The sequence below is a fragment of the Pseudoalteromonas sp. NZS71_1 genome, from assembly GCF_015864305.1.
Lineage (GTDB): Bacteria > Pseudomonadota > Gammaproteobacteria > Enterobacterales > Alteromonadaceae > Pseudoalteromonas > Pseudoalteromonas arctica.
The window spans coordinates 19,633-37,941 of record NZ_JADYXM010000015.1; the positions used below are offsets into that span (position 1 = coordinate 19,633).

At 38.8% G+C, this 18,309-nt stretch carries 17 protein-coding genes; 6 read left to right on the forward strand and 11 right to left on the reverse strand.

Going from position 1 to position 18,309, the window contains the following annotated elements; translation table 11 throughout:
• Positions 1–104 precede the first annotated feature (104 nt).
• Both I6F43_RS17000 and I6F43_RS17005 read right to left on the reverse strand, forming a co-directional pair.
• Complete coding sequence (locus I6F43_RS17000) at positions 105–3,683, reverse strand: ABC transporter permease/M1 family aminopeptidase (protein WP_197103274.1); 3,579 nt, start codon at positions 3,681–3,683, stop codon at positions 105–107.
• A 9-nt stretch (positions 3,684–3,692) separates the two neighbouring features.
• Positions 3,693–4,574 (reverse strand): ABC transporter ATP-binding protein, encoded by an 882-nt coding sequence (locus I6F43_RS17005; RefSeq protein WP_007584623.1) that lies wholly within the window; start codon positions 4,572–4,574, stop codon positions 3,693–3,695.
• 187 nt (positions 4,575–4,761) lie between these two features.
• On the opposite strand from I6F43_RS17005, the gene I6F43_RS17010 reads away from it, so the two are divergent.
• Positions 4,762–5,439 (forward strand): nitroreductase family protein, encoded by a 678-nt coding sequence (locus I6F43_RS17010; protein WP_197103275.1) that lies wholly within the window; start codon positions 4,762–4,764, stop codon positions 5,437–5,439.
• Here I6F43_RS17010 and I6F43_RS17015 read toward each other — a convergent pair.
• Positions 5,432–5,740, reverse strand: coding sequence for an ArsR/SmtB family transcription factor (locus I6F43_RS17015; protein ID WP_121955058.1), 309 nt, complete (start codon positions 5,738–5,740; stop codon positions 5,432–5,434). The two genes, I6F43_RS17010 and I6F43_RS17015, sit on opposite strands and share 8 nt — an antisense overlap.
• A 285-nt stretch (positions 5,741–6,025) precedes the next feature.
• Here I6F43_RS17015 and I6F43_RS17020 point away from each other — a divergent pair, with 285 nt between their 5' ends.
• Positions 6,026–6,370 (forward strand): rhodanese-like domain-containing protein, encoded by a 345-nt coding sequence (locus tag I6F43_RS17020; RefSeq protein WP_197103276.1) that lies wholly within the window; start codon positions 6,026–6,028, stop codon positions 6,368–6,370.
• 21 nt (positions 6,371–6,391) lie between these two features.
• Here the strand turns inward: I6F43_RS17020 and I6F43_RS17025 are convergent, their stop codons facing one another.
• The 4 genes from I6F43_RS17025 to I6F43_RS17040 all read right to left on the reverse strand — a co-directional run bounded on the left by I6F43_RS17025 (position 6,392) and on the right by I6F43_RS17040 (position 8,661).
• Entirely contained in the window at positions 6,392–6,787 is a 396-nt protein-coding gene (locus tag I6F43_RS17025; protein ID WP_007584614.1) for a DUF1801 domain-containing protein, read from the reverse strand.
• 37 nt (positions 6,788–6,824) lie between these two features.
• The gene (locus I6F43_RS17030; protein WP_197103278.1) at positions 6,825–7,370 is read right to left on the reverse strand and encodes a PH domain-containing protein; all 546 of its coding nucleotides are present in this window, start codon (positions 7,368–7,370) and stop codon (positions 6,825–6,827) included.
• Between the two features lie 66 nt (positions 7,371–7,436).
• Positions 7,437–8,054 carry a LysE family translocator gene (locus tag I6F43_RS17035; RefSeq protein ID WP_197103280.1) on the reverse strand — a complete coding sequence of 206 codons (618 nt, stop codon included), beginning with the start codon at positions 8,052–8,054 and terminating at the stop codon, positions 7,437–7,439.
• A 208-nt stretch (positions 8,055–8,262) separates the two neighbouring features.
• The gene (locus I6F43_RS17040; RefSeq protein WP_197103282.1) at positions 8,263–8,661 is read right to left on the reverse strand and encodes a DUF3224 domain-containing protein; all 399 of its coding nucleotides are present in this window, start codon (positions 8,659–8,661) and stop codon (positions 8,263–8,265) included.
• A gap of 88 nt (positions 8,662–8,749) precedes the next feature.
• Between I6F43_RS17040 and I6F43_RS17045 the strand changes: the two genes are divergently transcribed.
• Positions 8,750–10,528 carry an ABC transporter transmembrane domain-containing protein gene (locus I6F43_RS17045; RefSeq protein ID WP_197103284.1) on the forward strand — a complete coding sequence of 593 codons (1,779 nt, stop codon included), beginning with the start codon at positions 8,750–8,752 and terminating at the stop codon, positions 10,526–10,528.
• On the opposite strand, the gene I6F43_RS17050 is transcribed toward I6F43_RS17045, so the two are convergent.
• A complete protein-coding gene (locus tag I6F43_RS17050) occupies positions 10,529–11,161 on the reverse strand; it encodes an OmpA family protein (RefSeq protein ID WP_197103286.1) in 633 nt (210 codons plus the stop codon). It lies immediately after the preceding gene.
• A 408-nt stretch (positions 11,162–11,569) separates the two neighbouring features.
• Between I6F43_RS17050 and I6F43_RS17055 the strand changes: the two genes are divergently transcribed.
• From I6F43_RS17055 to chrA, 3 genes are all read left to right on the forward strand, one after another.
• Entirely contained in the window at positions 11,570–12,988 is a 1,419-nt protein-coding gene (locus I6F43_RS17055; RefSeq protein ID WP_197103288.1) for a hypothetical protein, read from the forward strand.
• A gap of 286 nt (positions 12,989–13,274) precedes the next feature.
• Positions 13,275–13,856 (forward strand): hypothetical protein, encoded by a 582-nt coding sequence (locus I6F43_RS17060; RefSeq protein ID WP_197103290.1) that lies wholly within the window; start codon positions 13,275–13,277, stop codon positions 13,854–13,856.
• 203 nt (positions 13,857–14,059) lie between these two features.
• On the forward strand, positions 14,060–15,214 hold the full coding sequence (chrA, locus tag I6F43_RS17065; RefSeq protein WP_197103316.1) for a chromate efflux transporter: 1,155 nt from the start codon (positions 14,060–14,062) through the stop codon (positions 15,212–15,214).
• On the opposite strand, the gene I6F43_RS17070 is transcribed toward chrA, so the two are convergent.
• The 3 genes from I6F43_RS17070 to I6F43_RS17080 are packed head-to-tail and all read right to left on the reverse strand — an operon-like array spanning position 15,171 to position 18,251.
• Entirely contained in the window at positions 15,171–16,430 is a 1,260-nt protein-coding gene (locus tag I6F43_RS17070; RefSeq protein ID WP_024608077.1) for a mechanosensitive ion channel family protein, read from the reverse strand. The two genes, chrA and I6F43_RS17070, sit on opposite strands and share 44 nt — an antisense overlap.
• Positions 16,427–17,347: an acetyltransferase gene (locus I6F43_RS17075; protein WP_197103292.1), complete on the reverse strand. Its 921-nt coding sequence runs from the start codon at positions 17,345–17,347 to the stop codon at positions 16,427–16,429. Before I6F43_RS17075 ends, I6F43_RS17070 begins: the two co-directional genes overlap by 4 nt.
• A gap of 25 nt (positions 17,348–17,372) precedes the next feature.
• Entirely contained in the window at positions 17,373–18,251 is an 879-nt protein-coding gene (locus tag I6F43_RS17080; RefSeq protein WP_197103318.1) for an acyltransferase, read from the reverse strand.
• Positions 18,252–18,309 lie beyond the last annotated feature (58 nt).

Below are 18,309 nucleotides of genomic sequence, written 5' to 3' on the forward strand. Positions count from 1 at the left end.
TATGTAGAAACGCTATGAAGTTTTATACAGTTTATTACACATAAAGGCCGCATAAATGCGGCCCTTAAAGTAGTAAACTTAAGTGGTTAGTAAATAAATAGACGTTAGAATTTAGCTAAATTATTTTTACTGTCTTTGTCGACCAGCTTAATGTAAGGATCTACCCCCGCAAATAATGGTTTTTCTTTTACTTTTAGCTCAATAGTATTGGTACCAGACACTATTTGATGCTTTTGCGAGTAAATAACAAAGTCTTCAGCTAGTAAGTTTTCAGGGTCGTCGCTAAATAATGCAATATCAATTAGCTCATCGAGCGGCTGCTCGGTTTCTTCACCTTGGCCATCCGCACGCTGTTTAATGGCTTCAATGTTTAGCGTAACGCTATAAAAGCCATCACTATCAGCGCTATCTGTAACTGAAACATCTTTCATCTCAAGCTCATACAAGGTGATATATTTAAACTGATCGTCAATAAAACTTTGTTCTGCTTGCGTTGCGTCTTGTTTTAAATAGCTAAGTAAATCAAGCGTAGTTGGGTATGGTGTTGATTGGTACTGAAATTCATTTAAAAATGATTTGAGTGCATCATTTAAACGTTTTTCACCTAAACGATCATAAATCGCCATCATCACAACTGATCCTTTATTGTAATGAAGATATTGTTGAGACTGCGTTTTATATAGTGGCATTTCTTCAAAGGCTTCCCCTGTACGCCCTATTAAGTACCTATCAAGCTCATATTTTAAAAACTTACGTAGCTTCTCGCCGCCAAAGCGTTTTTTTAGCACCATAAGCGCACTATACTGTGAAAGCGTTTCAGAAATAACTGCGCTCCCCTCAACATTTGCTCCCGACACTTGATGCCCCCACCACTGGTGCGCTACTTCATGTGCGGTAACATAGTAAGGGTAGTCAACTTTACTCTCATCTCTTAAGTCTGTAATAAACCCCATGCTTTCTGAGTAAGGGACTGTATTGGCAAAACTTTGTGCAAACGAGCGATACTTAGGAAACTCAATAATACGTAGCTGTTTATGCTGATACGGCCCAAATGCTTGTGTAAAGTAATCTATCGAGTCTTGTACTGACTCAATCATACGGTCAATATTCCATGCATGATTTTTGTGGTAATACACCTCAATATTTACCCCATTATGTTCAACCTTTTTACTTTCAAGCTCTGCCGAAAGCACCGCATAAAAGTTTAAAATAGGCGCATCCATTTCATAAACAAAAGTGCGGCGCCCGTCTTTTACACTTTCACTTTGTAAATACCCTGGGGTAATAGCAAATTGCGACTCGTCGGTTGTTACCGTTGCCTTAAAGTTAATAAACCCATTAGCTGCACCAAAATTACTTTGTGTATAGTACTGACTGGCTTCTAGCTTATGGGCACGTTCAAGTTCTGGTAAATCATGCTTACGGCGTTCAAATTTATCAGCTACCTGTAAACCACGGCTATAACCAAAGCTAGGGAGGAGTTCAAAGTTATTAATAAAAGTGCCATTGGCAACTAATTGTGTATCAGAACCTTGATCAGTAAAGCCTTTGTGATCGCGAGTAACCGACAGTTGCCCTTCTCTTATTTCGTTTGGCATAAGCGGCTGCTCAAACTCAAACCATGCTGAATAAAGCGCTGGTAATTTTTCAACTATCTTACCGCCTGCCATGGCTACATCCCAACTTTTAGCGTGTTGAGGTGAGCTTATTAACACTCGCGTAATTGGCTCGTTAGATGTATTGGTAAATTTAATTTTTGCCACAGCACTTAAAGCACGCTTTTTTGGAAAAATATCAACAGTTAAGTCAACATCGGTCACCATAGGTAGTGCTAAGTCTTTGTATTGTGCAAACTGCTGCTCATAACTTATTTGCTTGTCTTGAAACTCATCGCTCGTAGTAAACTCGTTCAAAACTCTTGTGTTGTTATAAATATTGTAGCCTGCACCAACAAACACTAATGCACTAATAACCGCAACCGCTTGCCCTTTTAACGACATATTATAACGAAGCATAGACAGGCGTGTGCGCAGCGTTTGTGAAGGACCACGATGCCATAACGCAAACCCAACAATCGCTAAAACAAGACTTAACGCACCCCAATACAATGTGTACCAATGCGCGCCTTGTAAAAAGTGCCCATAACCATTTATATCAGAATACGGTACGCTACTGCTTTGCGAAAAGTGATACATATGGTGCTCAAACCCATAAGAACCCATCACTTTTTGCGCTATGTAATACAAAATAAACAAGCCCATTCCTACATATTTATTCGGGCTAATAATTTGTAAAAAGAAGGCGAGTACCGTCAGCATAATTAACGGTAAAATCGATAAATAAACAATCCTAAATAAATACTGTCCTAGCTCTAAATTAAATTGACCTTTAAATAACTGAACTGTAATTGTGAGTATCATTCCCACGAGGAACAACCCAGAAATAGCGGCGATTAAAGCCAGTATTTTTGACACCCAAAAAACACTGTTATGTACAGGAAAGCTGTCAACAATATCGCCCATGCCACTTTGTCGCTCTCGCCACACAAGCTCAGCACTATAAAAAGCGATAATAACAAACAAAAATAAACCGGAAATACCACTAATAACATTTACCATATTCTGAGTTAAAGGCCAGTTAGTAGTGCCATAAGCACCAATAGGCGCAAACAGAGGGATCATAAGCGTTACAATGCTTACACCCGCTAAAATCATAAAAGGAGCACTAAATATAACTTGTTTAAGTTCGAATATACTGCGCATTATTAGCTGAGATTTAGTACTAACCCCCGCTGATTTATAATTTTTAGCACTATTGATAAGTGCAGCTTGTTTATTTTGTACAAAAGCAGAGACTTTAAATTGCTTCTTCTGTTTTTTAGTTACTATGCGATTGCTTAGCTTTCCAAGGCCAAAAAACATTGCAACACTGATTGCCACCCACAATATACGGTTAACTAAAAGGTCACCTGTGAGCGTTAGCACTTCTGTGTTTTTATCATTTACAGTCCAATAACGTGTTAAATCAATTAACGAACCAGAGCCAAATGGGTCGGCGTAAACAACAATATTTCTAAATGCTAAATCATCAAAGTAAACGCCGGCAATTTGATAGGCTATAAAAATCACAACAGCTGCTACATACACCGACATCATGGTTTTAAAATAGACCGCTACACTATTAAAAATAGCCGAAAGCACCAGTAAACTTGGCACTGCTAAATAAAGATAAGGCGCAGCGTAGTACATTAGCTTATTAGGACCAATCAATTCGCCATCGAGCCAGCCAACTAATAAACCAAATTGCGACCCTAAAAACACACCCAATGGCACGCTTAAAAACACAATAAGTACAACTAAGTAAGAACCAAAAAAACGCCCTGCTTGATAAGGCACAGGATTAACAGGCTTACTAAAAACCAGCTCATCCATTTTGCTTTCACTGTTGCGAATAGCAGAGCTGGCAACAAAGTTAACCACTAAAAACATAGCGAGTGTACAAAATGTAACGGTTAAAAGCATAATAGAGAAAGGCGAGTTCATATGAACATTCGCCCCACCTAACGGGAACTTACTACTAGAGCTTATAAAAAACGCCATAAAAAAGAAGATTAATGAGGTCACATAAAACGAAGGCTGACGCGCGAAATAACGCAGCTCAAACGCGAGCATATTAAAAAACATAACGCCTCCTTATGCTACTTGGCTGTTACGATGATTAAGCAGAGTAGAAAAATACACATCTTCTAAATTTGCATTACTTGCTTCAAACCCTTGTGGGGCTTGCTCTGCTATTACATGTAAAATTGTTTTCCCTGCAAATAGGCGCTTAGAAATAACCGGTAATTGTGGCTCAAGTTCTTGCGCTTCTTCTTGGCTCATGGCTTTGCGCCAAATTTGTCCTTGGAGCTTATCGGTAAGCGCTATTGGGTTACCTTCTAGTAAAATCTTACCGCCAGCCAACACCGCCATATTTGGGCAAAGCTCTGCAACATCTTCAACGATATGGGTCGATAATATAACTACTTTTTGCTCGCCTAAGCTTACTAATAAGTTATGGAAACGATTACGTTCCTCTGGGTCTAGCCCCGCTGTTGGCTCATCAACTATTAGTAAATCAGGGTCGCCCAGTAATGCCTGTGCAATACCAAAACGCTGACGCATACCGCCCGAAAAGCCACTTACCGCTTTTGAGCGATGTTGATATAAATTAGTGTGTGCAAGTAATCCTTCAACCGACTCTTTACGCTCGGCTTTATTATGAATCCCCTTTAAAACAGCCATATGATCTAGCAAATCGTAGGCACTAACACGCGGGTACACACCAAAATCTTGTGGTAAGTAACCTAAACGCTGACGCAAAGCTTGTGGGTCTTTAAATACATCAATGCCATCAAAAGTAATTGAACCTGAATCAGCCGACTGCAGCGTTGCAATGGTACGCATAAGCGATGATTTACCTGCGCCATTTGGCCCAAGCAATCCAAACATCCCTTTACCGATAGATAAATCAACACCTTGTAGTGCATGTACGCCGTTATCGTAGGTTTTAGATAACCCAGTTATTGATAGCATTTTTACTTCCTTGAATATGAGTAATTATTTTTATAATGTTTTATATCACAAGAAAAACAGGAACATAAGTTACTTGTTAGTTAAATTTGTAACAACAAATAAACATAATTTAAACTCATAACACTTGCCTGCACTGTATTCACTCGGTATAAAAACCACATATACTTTTTATAAGAAGCGAAAAGCCATGCAAGATCACCAAAGCCAGCCGTTAAATGACTTTATAGAATATTCACACGACGAAATGCTAAATCGTGCTAACGAGTTTTTACAAACCAGCCAACGCCGCCATAGCATTCGTAGCTTTAGCGATCGCCCAGTACCAAAAAATATTATTGAAGCATGTATAAAAGCAGCTGGCACAGCACCTAGTGGAGCGAATCATCAGCCTTGGCATTTTGTGGCTATAAACAGTAGCGATGTAAAAAAACAAATAAGAGAAGCCGCCGAAAAGCTAGAGCGTTCTTTTTACGAAGGCAGAGCAGGTGAAGAATGGTTAGATGCGCTAAAGCCGTTAGGTACCGACGCCAATAAACCTTATTTAGAGCATGCACCTTGGCTTATAGCTGTATTTAGTCAAAAAAAGGGCGGTGTAAGCACCGATGATAAAAATACGAATTATTATGTGCATGAGTCTGTTGGTTTAGCTACCGGCTTTTTAATTCAAGCTTTGCACCGCAGTGGTTTGGCAACCCTTACTCATACTCCAAAGCCAATGAGCTTTTTAACCGACATATGTAATCGCGATAGAGATAATGAACGCCCATACATGCTACTTATTGCAGGCTACCCAAATGATGATGCAACAATACCGGCTCATGCACTGGATAAAAAATCACTCGATGAAATAGCTACGTTTATTTAGTATCTTCTTGTCGGCAAAACCACTCATATAGCAAAGCAATGATCGACTCAACTTTTGGATCGGTCAATGAGTAATAAATAGTGTGCCCTTCTCTGCGAGTAGCAACCATATCTGCCTTGCGTAAACTTGCTAAATGCTGAGATAGCGCCGACTGCGCTAAAGGTACATTTTTATTTAGCTCACCTACACTTTGCTCACCTTGTAATAAACTACATAAAATCATTAAGCGATTTTTGTTAGCCATTAATTTTAAAAACTGTTCGGCTTGCTCTGCGTTGACAGCTAGTTGTTCAATATTCATTTTATTATTTCTCTTTTTGATACCTTTTTAAGTATAGACTTTTACATTAGTAAGTTCTAATATAATTAACATTAGGTTTTACTAATATTAAGATGGCCATGAAACTAGCGATGCCATTTTATTAATCGGCGGAAGTGCTGTAGCAGTATCCGCACTATTAAGTTACTTTATATAAAGTAGCTTTCAGTTTTTAACGTTATTTATAAGTATTAACTCAATTCAACCTACTTATACCAAGTAGCACCCATTAATGTCTTTTTTAAGAAAAAGAGGATTTACAAACTAATGCTTACATCAATCCCTGATTTACTAAAAATTATCACACCTAACCAACGCCGTATTGACGCAGCGCAAGCAAAACTCGAGCTTGAAAAAAATAAAGGTTTACTTATTGATGTGCGAGAACCTGCAGAGCACGCGACAAAATCGGCTTCCGGCGCTATAAATATTCCGCGTGGATTACTCGAGATGAAACTAATGGAAATAGAAAAAGACGCAGCTCGCCCTATTTACGTGCACTGCGCAAGTGGTGCACGCGCAACGTTGGGAGCAGAAGCATTAACGCGTGTGGGTTATGAAAACGTGACTGTTATTACCTGTGACGCAAACCAAATATGTAGCGTATTTTAAGTATCTACTAAGTACTTATAATTATGCGCCTAACAAAGGTAGGTGTTTAACGCTGTGATAAGTCAGTGCTAATTTAATACACTCTTTAACTGGGTGTTCTGGTAATGGCTTTTCACTATTTAACACTATTGCTCTATTTCCTTCAAAGGTAAGATTATGAGAGTACAACTCTCTAAATGTGCTTACTAGCTTTGATTGGCAATGAAAAAACAAATAACACGATGAGCCCTTTAAGCCTACGCGAATGGGGCTGCCATTTATTGTGTTATAACTTGGCTCTCCCCACTTTAAAGACTCTTCAACAGCTCCTAAGTTTTGCTCTTGTGCTACGGTATAAATTAACTCTCGTAATTGTATAAGCGTACTTTTAGCTGCCTCAGGATAATTATTAAATATATTTTTTATATCCGTATTCATAAAAACATCCTTATAAGTATTACAAGTTTAAAACAGGTTACTTTTGCTGCCTTTGATCAACTAAAACAAGTAGCATCTGCTCAATATTTTTAACACTATAAGTAAGTGCTCTCAGTAGCTCTTTCTCACTTTGCTCTGTTGCCTGCTGCGACGTTTTACCTTGATTAGCCAATACATCTTTTTGCTCAAGTATCGCCTCTCTAAACTCACTCGCATTAACCACACCAAGCAAAGACACTAAAGCGCCATTTCCTGACTGCCCAGCTGTTTCAAAGCTTAAACGATATAATCCAAAAATTCGCATGAGCGGCCCTTGGCTTAATCCAACATCGGTTATTTTTTCAAGCGGAATAGATTTTTCTTCTTTAAATAATATGCCACGTTTAACTACCAATTTTTGTGGTAATAAGTCAGCCGACATAGCTGCGAGTATTCGCCCGCCCACCAGCCATACAATCGCTAAAACAATGGGTAACAACGGAATAGTCACCAGCGCTAGTACACTAAAAAAAGCGGCCATTAGCATCCAGTATTGCTGAACCTTCGGGTCGAAAGATGCACTTTTTAAAATATGTTTTGTCATTGTTTTAATCCTTTATCTATATAACTACAAATACACTCTGCAAACTTCAATAATCTCTACTCAATCTTACAAACTAATAACGACTTTTATAGCAAGAGCAATAAACACAACCCCCAGTATTTTATCAAGCCACGGGTTCTGCTTAGTAAAACCAAAGCGATTTTTTGAAACCTCAGTAAGTACTGCAACTAGTAAATACCAACCTGTATCAATTACAAACACGGTTAAGCACATAATAATGCCAATGCTTAAAGTGAGATTTTGCGGGTCTATAAACTGCGAAAACAACGCTAAAAAGAAAATTGCCAATTTAGGGTTTAAAAACGCAATGGCGAATCCATCTTGCAACGCTTTAGTTGCGCTTATCTCACTTTTTTGTACTTGCAGTTCGTCATTATTGGGTTTTGCTAATAGTATTTTTAAACCTAAATAAGCTAAATACCCAGCGCCTAAATATACAAGTACTTGGTATACCGTTGGAAACTGAGCCATCAATGTCCCCAAACCAAGTAACGAAGCTGCCGCATAAAGCCCAACACCCACGCCATGGCTAAGTGCAGCAAGCATACCGTTTTTCATTCCGCCACTCATTGTATGCTTTAGTACAACTGCAAGGCTTGGGCCTGGCGACATTGCACCCATCATGCATACAAGTACTAAACTAAACCATGCTGCTAATGTCATTTTTGTCCTTATAGTTCATCGTTTTCTATTAATAATATATAGGCCGTTATTTGGCCTTGAAAAGCAGTCGCGGTATTTATACTTATTACTTTCCAACCTTCTTGATTTAAGTGGTATATGCGCTCATTCAAAGCATCTACATCAATGCCGTTACTAAAAAACCACGCCTTTTAAATTCTACTATTTTTTGCATTGTTTGTTATCCATTTTATAAGCGGTAGTCAAAGTCGTAATAGTGAATGCCCTGCTCAATACGTATTTTCATACTGCCCGTTAACCCTTTTAGCTCATAGGTGCCTGAATCAGGAATAACATTTAAAATAAGACTGTCTTGTCCTTTATCCATAGTGCCAAAGTGTTGCAGTACAAAACTGCCCTGCTTACCTTCAAGCTCACCTATCACTTGCTCTATTGCCACGTAACCCGCACTGCCTTGGGTTGGCGTCATTGCGCTAAGCATCTCGCCTTGGCTTGTAGCATTTAAGTCACCTTTAAATGTTTTATCGATCGACATACGTCCTAAGTTAATACCTTGCTGCCCTTTGGCATAACCTTCAATAGGAGCTAAAGCCACTGTAAATTCACCGCTTATTATTTTTGTTGTCATAACAATTCCTTATTGATGATATTTAATACTATTGATTTTTAATCCGATGATGCCATATCTATACCTTAACCTTTAAAAAGAATCCACTATGTCAAAAAACACCTCTGCATCCGAAAAAGCAGCTTTTAGCAGCCTATTACCTGTTTTTGCTTTTATAAAACCTTACAAATGGATGGTAGTAGCTGCGCTAGCTGCACTGTTAGTGACTGCGGGTGTTAACTTATCACTAGGTCAGGGGGTTAAGTTTGTTATTGATCATGGGTTTATTGCAGGCTCCAAAGATCAATTACAACAAGCTGTACTGGTGCTCATTGGCTTAATTAGTTTATTAGCCGTGGGCACCTTTAGCCGTTTTTATTTAATGTCGTGGATTGGCGAACGAGTCAGTAACGATATTCGAAAAGCCGTGTTTAATCGTATTGTTACGCTACACCCTAGCTACTTTGAAGAAAACCGCAGTGGCGAACTTATGTCGCGTTTAACCACCGACACCACATTACTGCAATCAATTATCGGCTCATCATTTTCTATGGCACTGCGCAGTGTACTTATGTTGATTGGTGGCTTAGCTATGCTGTTGTTTACTAATTTAAAACTTACTTTAGTGGTTGTAGCCTGTGTACCGCTGGTACTTGTTCCTATGATGATATTTGGTCGCAAGGTACGTAAACTAGCAAGCTCTAGCCAAGATGCCATTGCCGACATAAGTACCTATGCCGGAGAAATCATACAAAATATTAAAGTAGTGCAAAGCTATAGCCACGAAGCACAAGAGCAGCATGCCTTTGCGCTTGAGACCGAAAAAGCCTTTAACGTGGCTAAAAAACGTATTAAGCAACGTTCATTTTTAATAGCTGTAGTGATTTTTTTAACCTTTAGTGCCATTAGCGCTATGCTATGGGTAGGTGGCAACGATGTACTTGCAGGTACCATGACAGGTGGTGAGCTAGGTGCGTTTGTGTTTTACGCTATTATGGTGGCAATGTCGGTGGCAACCGTTGCTGAAGTATATGGCGAACTACAACGTGCAGCAGGCGCGGCGGCAAGGTTACTTGAGTTACTTGCTGTTAAAAGTGAGATAGAAAACCCACTAGATCCACAAGACGATAGCTTACTGAAAGATAGTAGTAGCCCTGCTATTACGCTTGAAAATATAAGCTTTAACTATCCCTCTCGCCCAGACGTAAGCGCGCTTAATAAAATAAGCCTAAATATAAATCAAGGCCAAACCGTGGCAATTGTTGGCCCTTCTGGCGCAGGTAAAACAACGTTATTTGAATTGCTACAACGTTTTTACGATCCGGCTAGCGGAGCTATTAAGTTTAAAGATGTAAACATTAAAGATTTATCGCTTAATACTCTGCGTAATAAAATGGGCATGGTAGCGCAAAACCCTATTTTATTTAGCTCCGACGTAATGCATAACATCCGCTACGGCAACCCAAGTGCAACCGATGAGCAAGTATATGCCGCAGCAAAGTATGCGCATGCCGATGAATTTATCAAACAGCTACCGCAAGGTTATAACAGCTTTTTAGGTGAGCAGGGTGTGAGGTTATCGGGTGGGCAAAAGCAGCGTATTGTGCTTGCACGTGCCATATTAAAAGACCCTGAAATACTTCTTCTTGATGAAGCCACCAGCGCGCTGGATGCGCAAAGCGAACACCATGTACAAGCTGCACTTGAGCATTTAATGCAAAACAGAACAACGTTAATTATTGCCCATAGGCTGGCAACGGTAAAACATGCCGATGTAATTGTAGTAATGGAAAATGGGGAAATCATAGCAACGGGTACTCACCAAGAGTTGTTAGCAAGTAACCCGTTGTATCAAAAACTGTGTGAATTACAGTTCAATAAAGACTAATTATTCTTCGGTATTTGGCACTATCTGAATTTCTACGCGACGGTTTTGAGCACGGCCATTTGCACTATCATTAGTTGCAATTGGGCGTGTTTCGCCATAGCCCATAGTGCTAACACGTGTAGCCATAATTTGTTGGTTCACTAAGTAGTCTTTCACACTTTGTGCGCGTTCACGCGATAGGTTCATGTTGAAGCTATCTTTACCCGTACTGTCAGTATGCCCTTGCACACTAAGGTAGGTTTTTTCGTACTTGTTCATTACTTTAGCAATCGCATCTAACGTATCGTTAAAGCCTGATGAAATATAAGACTGAGCAGTCGCAAACGTAATGTTTGATGGCATTACTAAACGTAAGTTATCGCCTTCACGCACTACTTCAACACCTGAACCCGCTAACTCATCACGAAATGCTTCTTCTTGCTTATCCATGTAGTCGCCAACAGCAGCGCCCGCCAGTGCACCAATAGCTGCACCAATAAAAATACGTTTATCTTTATGATTACCCGTAGCCTTACCTAATACACCTCCGGCTGCGGCGCCTATAGCGGCTCCTTTACCTGTGTTATTCATTTCACAACCAGAAAGTAATACAGCTAATACGGTTACGCTTAAAAGTGATTTAGTTAAAGTCATGATGTTACCTATTCAATAAGAATTTAGCAGGAGTATGCAAATACACGTATGAACAAACTATGAAGAGAGTGTTAAAATGTAGCAGCTCGTACCAACGCTTACAGTCATTAGGACTTGGTTTAAAGTTCATCTGATAGGCGACCATGAGCTATAAGCGAACATTGGTATTGTCAAAATATAATAACTAATTGAATAGTCAAACTGTTGCTTACATATTCACAAAAATGAACGAGGCGTGCATATTACTTCATTTAGTTTTACCCAAAGAGAATAGAAAACTTAGTGATAGTAATATCTTAGGTAATTTGTTAAAACTATATAAAGTAGAAAAATAAGCGTTTCATCGGCAGAAATATGCGCGACGAGACCACTATAAATTGTTATGTTTTTTTGAGGGTATATCGATAAATGGCACAAAAAAATATTGTTACGGTTGGCTTTGAATTGAACAACGATAATGTCAATTATTGCGAATTCAATAGCGATTCCTCATTGTTAGATTTTGACATCATTTTATTCAAACCAGATATTGATGAATTTGTTTCACACAATGATATGTTTGAAGGAAAACCGTCTTTAAATGACCATATGTCGTTTCAATTGAAAGACAGGATTCAGCATTGGAGAAGAGAGATTGTCGAATCTGTAGACTGTGGAAAAACCGTGGTTGTTTTTCTTTCCGAACTAACACAAGTATTCATAGCTACTGGTGAAAAATCATTTTCAGGGACAGGACGAAATCGACAAACAACAAGGCATGTAGAATCTTATGATAATTATAAAATAATCCCCGCCGAATTAAATGTAGTTAAAACTCAAGGGCAAGAAATTAAACTTGCTCCAAAAAATTCAGAACTAATTGCGTCATATTGGAAAGAGTTTTCGGGTGAATCTAGTTATAAAGTAACTATTGGAGATAAAGTACCCCCGTGTTTACTAACAAAGAATGGTGATAAAACTGTAGGTTCTATTTTAAGGTCTAAAAACTCAAATGGAGCTCTTATACTTTTACCTTATATGGATTTTTATCCTGATGAATTTCTTGATGATGAAGGGGATTGGACCAATGAATCGGTACAATTTGCTTCAAGACTAACCAAATCAATTGTAACTATAGATAAAGCTATAAAAAACACAGGTGAAGTTACTGCCGAACCTGAATGGTGTAAATCATCAGATTATAAGCTTAAATCAGAAGAGAAATTAGATATAGAATTACTTAAGATCGAGTCAGAGCTAGAAAAAATTCAACTTAAGAAAGAATCTATTATCAACAAATTGAAAGACTGTGGGAGATTAAGAAACCTATTATTTGAAAAGGGTAAACCTTTAGAATTTTCAATTTTAGACGCATTGAAACAACTAGGGTTCTCTGTTTCACAGTTTGAAAATGGAGAATCTGAATTTGATGCTGTCTTTGAGTCTAACGAAGGTCGCCTTATTGGTGAAGCTGAAGGAAAGGATAATAAACCGCTTAATATAGATAAGCTTAGGCAGTTAGCACTTAATATTCATGAAGATCTAGAAAGGAAAGAAGTCGAATCTCCCGCTAAACCTGTTTTATTTGGTAATGCCTACAGGCTTCAAAAACTAAGTGAACGAAATGACCCTTTTACTACTAAATGTCATACCGCGTCTAAGACAAATTCTACAGCTTTAGTATTTACACCTGATTTGTTTGTGGTGGCAAAGTATCTTTCAGATAACAAAGACTTAAGGTTCGCTACAAAATGTAGGAAAGCTATATTAAGCAGTGTAGGAAGAGTTAACTTCCCCGAAGTACCAAAAGAAAAGACTACAAAGAAAGCTGACACAAACAAAACATAATCGGGTAGCTGGAGGTCTCTAACCTCCAGCCCCCACACCACTCATCATGCGTTTTTATTAGCGAGAACTGCAATGGGCGGTTCATTTCCCGTAATGAATACCGATCCAAATATCTCTCAATGACACTAAACCTTGTGACGCTAAGTAGTCATTGCCTAGCGCAATGTTAATTCCTTTTGTTTTTGAGCTTCTACATATTGAACTGCTTAGAGTATTGGTGATGAACTACAAAGTGGTGACTTCCCAATACATGACAAAATTTCAAACATGATACCAAGGTAATTTAATGGAAAATTTTGATAAAATTTACGCTGTTAGCGTTAATGCAGGTGAATACCTACTTTTACAAGAAACGATGTTTGAGCAATCTATGCAGTTAACAAACAACGATATTTTTACTTTCGACGATACGCCAAAAAATGATAATTGGCGTCCTGTAGATGTTGATTGGTTGGTAGTTGAAGGTGAAACCCCGACTAACAAACCAGATATAGCTGGATGGGGGGCTATGTCGCTCGCTATACCTATTACTTTACAAAAAGTATTTGAGCTTACGTTAAAGGATTGTTGTGAATTTTTACCATTAAACTTAAATGGTGAGAGTTGGTTTGCATTAAATATCTTAGGTCAGCATGTAGCTATTAATGAAGTGCATACAGAGTTAAATTTAAAAAATGGCCGTGTTAACAGGGTAAGGCGCTTTAAAAAGTTAGTCCTAAGTAAAGGTGCTATACAACAGGGTGGATTATTCAAAGTTAAGGGAGCCGGTATTTTCACCTTTTGTACAGATCAAAAGGGCGGTCTATATGACTTGGTGAAACAGCATAACCTGAAAGGCTTAAAGTTTACTGAGGTAAATGCGGTTTAATGTATAAGCATTCGTTATTTGATCTCTGAATTAGAGGTGTATGCATAAAGAGCACTTTTAGCAACGCCTGACAAATAAAAATAGGCTTATTTAATTTAAAGCAGTGCACTTTAAGTTATATACGCTAACTAATGTGCCATTTTAATAAAAATGTCATACTCCCTTGTGACAATTTAATGAATTTTACAAAGGATATTGGCGCAATGTTAATTGCTATTTTTAGACAGTTTTTTTTACTAGGGTGTATGAGCTTTGGCGGCCCTGCTGCGCATTTAGGTTATTTTAAACGCCACTTTGTAGACTCGTTAAATTGGTTAACTAACACGCGTTACGCACAACTTATTAGTTTAAGCCAAGCACTGCCTGGGCCAGGCTCTAGCCAAGTTAGTTTTGCTATTGGTGTTGAGCGTGCTGGAGTACTGGGTGGTATAGCTGCTTTTGTAGGTTTTACTCTGCCTTCGTTTTTAATAATGGTGCTACTTGCGGTGAGTGCTCATCAGTTTGACGCTGTTTACTTTGCCATTATTGCAGGCTTAAAGTTATTTGCCGTTGTTATAGTTGCTGATGCAACACTTAGTATGGCTAAAAGCTTTTGTACAAGTGCTGCGCTTAAGTTACTTGCGGTAATGAGTACACTTGCTTTGGTGTTATTTCCAATGATGGGTACTCAAATCGCTATTTTAATAACCGCTGCAACAGTAGGTGCTATATGGCCTTTATTAAAACTGGGTACAGCCACAGAAAATGTTGGCAGTACAAAAAGTAATATTAATTGGATTGCACTGGGATTATTTGCGCTCTTACTTGGTGTGAGCTTTATTCCACTAGGCCATGAGTTTGCTTTGTTTGCCCCTTTTTACCAAGCAGGTGCAATGGTGTTTGGCGGCGGACACGTAGTACTACCGGTACTTCAAGCAGGCGTACCTGCATTGAGTGATGATCAGTTTTTAAGTGCTTACGCGAGTGCACAAGCGGTGCCAGGACCTATGTTTACTATTGCTACTTACTTAGGCGCACAACTTACTACAGAGCAACCTTTAGTGGGTGCTCTTATAGCTACACTACTTATATTTATGCCTGGTTTTTTACTTATACTCGCGTTTCAAAAGAGCTGGATTAACTTGGCAAGTAAGCCACGCTTTGAAAGCTCAATAGCGGCGCTTAATGCTGCGGTAGTTGGTTTTTTAGCGGCTGCACTGTATTCGCCAATTTGGACATCAGCGGTGCATAATCTTTGGCAAGTTGCGTTAGTAATAATTGCATTTGCATGGCTGCGATTTAAAAAGCCACCTATTTGGTGGCTCTTAGCTTTATTTATTGCTGTGGGTCTTTTGCAACACTATTTGCCATCACTCTAAATGTTGGCTTATCTGTTTGTTGCTCACTCGGTGGGCTTAATTGCCCGCTTACACTTTGATATGCCCTAAGACCAAACACCGGTAACACCGCAAGCAAATGGTCCATTATCTCGGCCTGTAAGTGCTCGTACGAAATCCAGCGTTTATCTTCACTAAAGCAATAAAACTCAATAGGTAAACCATGGTTTAGTGGTTGTAGCTCTCGTACCATTAACGTAAGCGACGTATTAATTTTACTGTGCTGTTTTAAATAGCCTTCCGCATAACGGCGAAACAGCCCTAAATTAGAAACCTGAGCGGGTAATGTCGTCACTCGAATATAGTCGTGCAACGGAATAGCCGCATCAATTTGTTTTCTAAACTCATCACCCACTAAACAAATGCTGTGCATATCAATATTGAGTGAGCGTTTAATACGTCTACCGCCCGACTCTTGCATGCCGCGCCAGTTTTTAAACGAACCCGCAACTAGCATATAAGTTGGAATAGTTGTTATGGTGTTATCCCAATTACGTACCTTTACAGTATTTAAACCCAAATCAATTACTTCGCCATCGGCGCCGTAATTTTCTACTTGAATCCAATCACCATAGGTTACTAGGCGATTTGCTGCTATTTGAATACTGGCTACAAAGCCTAAAATAGTGTCTTTAAATACTAATAACGTAACGGCAGCAATAGCACCAAAGCCAGAGAGAATATAAGTAGGTGACTTCTCAAGAAAAATGCTCACAATTAAAATTGCACACACAATAAAGGTTATTAGCTTAACAACCTGAATTAAGCCCTGAATAGGGACCTCGCGGGCAAACTCTAACTGGTTATAAATAGTACCCGCAATGCTCACAATACTGCTAAAAATAAAACCAGCATAAATAATAAGCAAAGCTTGTCCTATCGTTTTTAGTATTTCTCCTGCAATTTCATTAACTGGGTATACGCTATCAAACGTAGCTAAAAACAATACGCAGCACAGCATTCCGGCAATACGCTTATTTAGCTTATTAAGCATAGGAGAAAGCGCACCAATTCGCTCAGGAGAAAGCCTCGTCACTATTTTTTGAATGCCAGGTAACATTAATCTACGAGTAAATAAGTAAACAATTAATAAAGAAAATATCCCTATTGAGACTGCGGTAATTGAGCTAAGAAAATCCGCGTCGGGTACTTTTTCAAACCAAGGAGCAATTAATTCCTGAAGATGGGTGTTGGTCATAGTGTTTCAATTTCCTTACTGATTTGTGGTTCAGGTAAATCTTGTTGAGCATAAATGTCGGCAAGCTGCTGATCTTTAGCAACCCATAGCTCATTCACATAATGTTGAAAATTAACTTTAAATACGTCATCGCTTTGATAGCTGCCCTGCATATTGTCATTAATGGGCGTTACGTCTATTGAAACATAAATAGAATCTAGCTCACCTTTTAGCAAGTTACGACAAACGTGATCTGTCTTACCGCTATATACTAAACTTGTATTAAGCATGGCATCAAATTGATCGGCTAATACTTCAAGCGCAAAAGCAATGCCGCCAGCTTTAGGCTTTAATAAATACTTAAAAGGACTTTGTTGCAGTTTATGTTTGGCTGGCGTATAGCGTGTACCTTCAACAAAATTAATGATGGTAGTAGGATGATGACGAAAATTACGACAACTACGCTTCGTGCGCTCTACATCCAACCCTTTCAACTTTGGATTTTTAGCTAATTGCGCTTTGCTTACCCGTTTCATAAACGGCATACCCATAGCCCACGCACCAGTGCCAATAAAAGGCATGTATTTTAACCCGTCTTTTAAAAAGAACTTAGGGGCAGGCAATGCATGTAATGAGCTAAGTACAGTTATATCTAACCAACTCGCGTGGTTACAAATAAGTAAATACCAACTTTTTGAGTTTAAGTCGCCACTTATATCAACCACAATGTTAGGGCAACCTAACCAAAGCCCTAAACGGTTGCCGTTACACCAACCTCGGTAAGCGCTGTGTAATATAGAGTTAACCACAGGCAAAGGCAGTAATAACTTAATAAGGCCCAGTACAAATACTAGCGAGCCAAAAAGTATCATGTTAGAAAACAATACGCAGCCTACAATTAAGCCGTTAAGCCAATTTGGTAACCACTTTTTTAGCATAACTGTAAGCTCATATTTTTACCTTTTACTTATGGGTTTTTTCGAGCGATTGCAGTGTTTGCTCTTTGTTTTCCCATAAGCGGTTTAACTCGCTTTGAAAGCGAACTCTAAATTCAGAATCACCTGTGTAGTCACCAATAAGCTCTTCGCTTACCGGCCTTACTTCCACGTGTACGTTGATATTTTTTACCTTACCACCAGCAAAATCCATAAAAGTAGGAATACCATCTGGGTAATGAATGGTGACGTTAACCACTTTAGTAATTTGCTCGCCCATTGCTTGCATTACAAAAGCAATACCGCCCGCTTTTGGTTTTAATAAATGTGGGAACGGGCTATTCTGGCGCTCATGCTTTTGCGTAGTAAAACGAGTGCCTTCTACAAAGTTAACCACACTTACTGGCATCTCTTTAAATTTTTCGCAGGCTTTACGTGTGGTTTCTAAATCTTTGCCACGCAGCTTTGGATTCTTTTTTAATTGGCTTTTACTCGTGCGAGTCATAAACGGAAAATCAAGCGCCCACCAACACAAACCTAAAATAGGCACGTAAATAAGCTCTTTTTTCAAAAAGAAGTTTAAAAATGGAATTTTACGATTAAACACGCGCTGTAATACTAAAATATCGACCCAGCTTTGGTGATTTGCAATTACTAGGTACCAATCTTTTAGTTTAAGGTCTTCAAGGCCAGTTACATTAAGTTTAGTTGGCGTAAATAACGCTTGATTTAAGCTATTAAAGGTAACCCAAATAGTTGCAAATTGCTTAGCTGCCCAGCTCATAAGCTTTTGTAGAGGCTTAATAGGGATAAGCTTTATAAGCCCACAAACAAAAATAGGCACAAACCAAAAAAGTGTGTTTATTGTGTAAAAAATAATACTAAATACACTGCGAATAACTGACATTACTTCCATTCCTTTAAACATTGCGCAGCCACTAATACTGCGCTTTCAGTTGCTTACA

Coding starts and splice junctions, on each gene's coding strand:
- I6F43_RS17000 (WP_197103274.1), bottom strand. CDS start 3,683: ATGTTTTTTAATATGCTCGCGTTTGAGCTGCGTTATTTCGCGCGTCAG.
- I6F43_RS17005 (WP_007584623.1), bottom strand. CDS start 4,574: ATGCTATCAATAACTGGGTTATCTAAAACCTACGATAACGGCGTACAT.
- I6F43_RS17010 (WP_197103275.1), top strand. CDS start 4,762: ATGCAAGATCACCAAAGCCAGCCGTTAAATGACTTTATAGAATATTCA.
- I6F43_RS17015 (WP_121955058.1), bottom strand. CDS start 5,740: ATGAATATTGAACAACTAGCTGTCAACGCAGAGCAAGCCGAACAGTTT.
- I6F43_RS17020 (WP_197103276.1), top strand. CDS start 6,026: ATGCTTACATCAATCCCTGATTTACTAAAAATTATCACACCTAACCAA.
- I6F43_RS17025 (WP_007584614.1), bottom strand. CDS start 6,787: ATGAATACGGATATAAAAAATATATTTAATAATTATCCTGAGGCAGCT.
- I6F43_RS17030 (WP_197103278.1), bottom strand. CDS start 7,370: ATGACAAAACATATTTTAAAAAGTGCATCTTTCGACCCGAAGGTTCAG.
- I6F43_RS17035 (WP_197103280.1), bottom strand. CDS start 8,054: ATGACATTAGCAGCATGGTTTAGTTTAGTACTTGTATGCATGATGGGT.
- I6F43_RS17040 (WP_197103282.1), bottom strand. CDS start 8,661: ATGACAACAAAAATAATAAGCGGTGAATTTACAGTGGCTTTAGCTCCT.
- I6F43_RS17045 (WP_197103284.1), top strand. CDS start 8,750: ATGTCAAAAAACACCTCTGCATCCGAAAAAGCAGCTTTTAGCAGCCTA.
- I6F43_RS17050 (WP_197103286.1), bottom strand. CDS start 11,161: ATGACTTTAACTAAATCACTTTTAAGCGTAACCGTATTAGCTGTATTA.
- I6F43_RS17055 (WP_197103288.1), top strand. CDS start 11,570: ATGGCACAAAAAAATATTGTTACGGTTGGCTTTGAATTGAACAACGAT.
- I6F43_RS17060 (WP_197103290.1), top strand. CDS start 13,275: ATGGAAAATTTTGATAAAATTTACGCTGTTAGCGTTAATGCAGGTGAA.
- chrA (WP_197103316.1), top strand. CDS start 14,060: ATGTTAATTGCTATTTTTAGACAGTTTTTTTTACTAGGGTGTATGAGC.
- I6F43_RS17070 (WP_024608077.1), bottom strand. CDS start 16,430: ATGACCAACACCCATCTTCAGGAATTAATTGCTCCTTGGTTTGAAAAA.
- I6F43_RS17075 (WP_197103292.1), bottom strand. CDS start 17,347: ATGCTAAAAAAGTGGTTACCAAATTGGCTTAACGGCTTAATTGTAGGC.
- I6F43_RS17080 (WP_197103318.1), bottom strand. CDS start 18,251: ATGTCAGTTATTCGCAGTGTATTTAGTATTATTTTTTACACAATAAAC.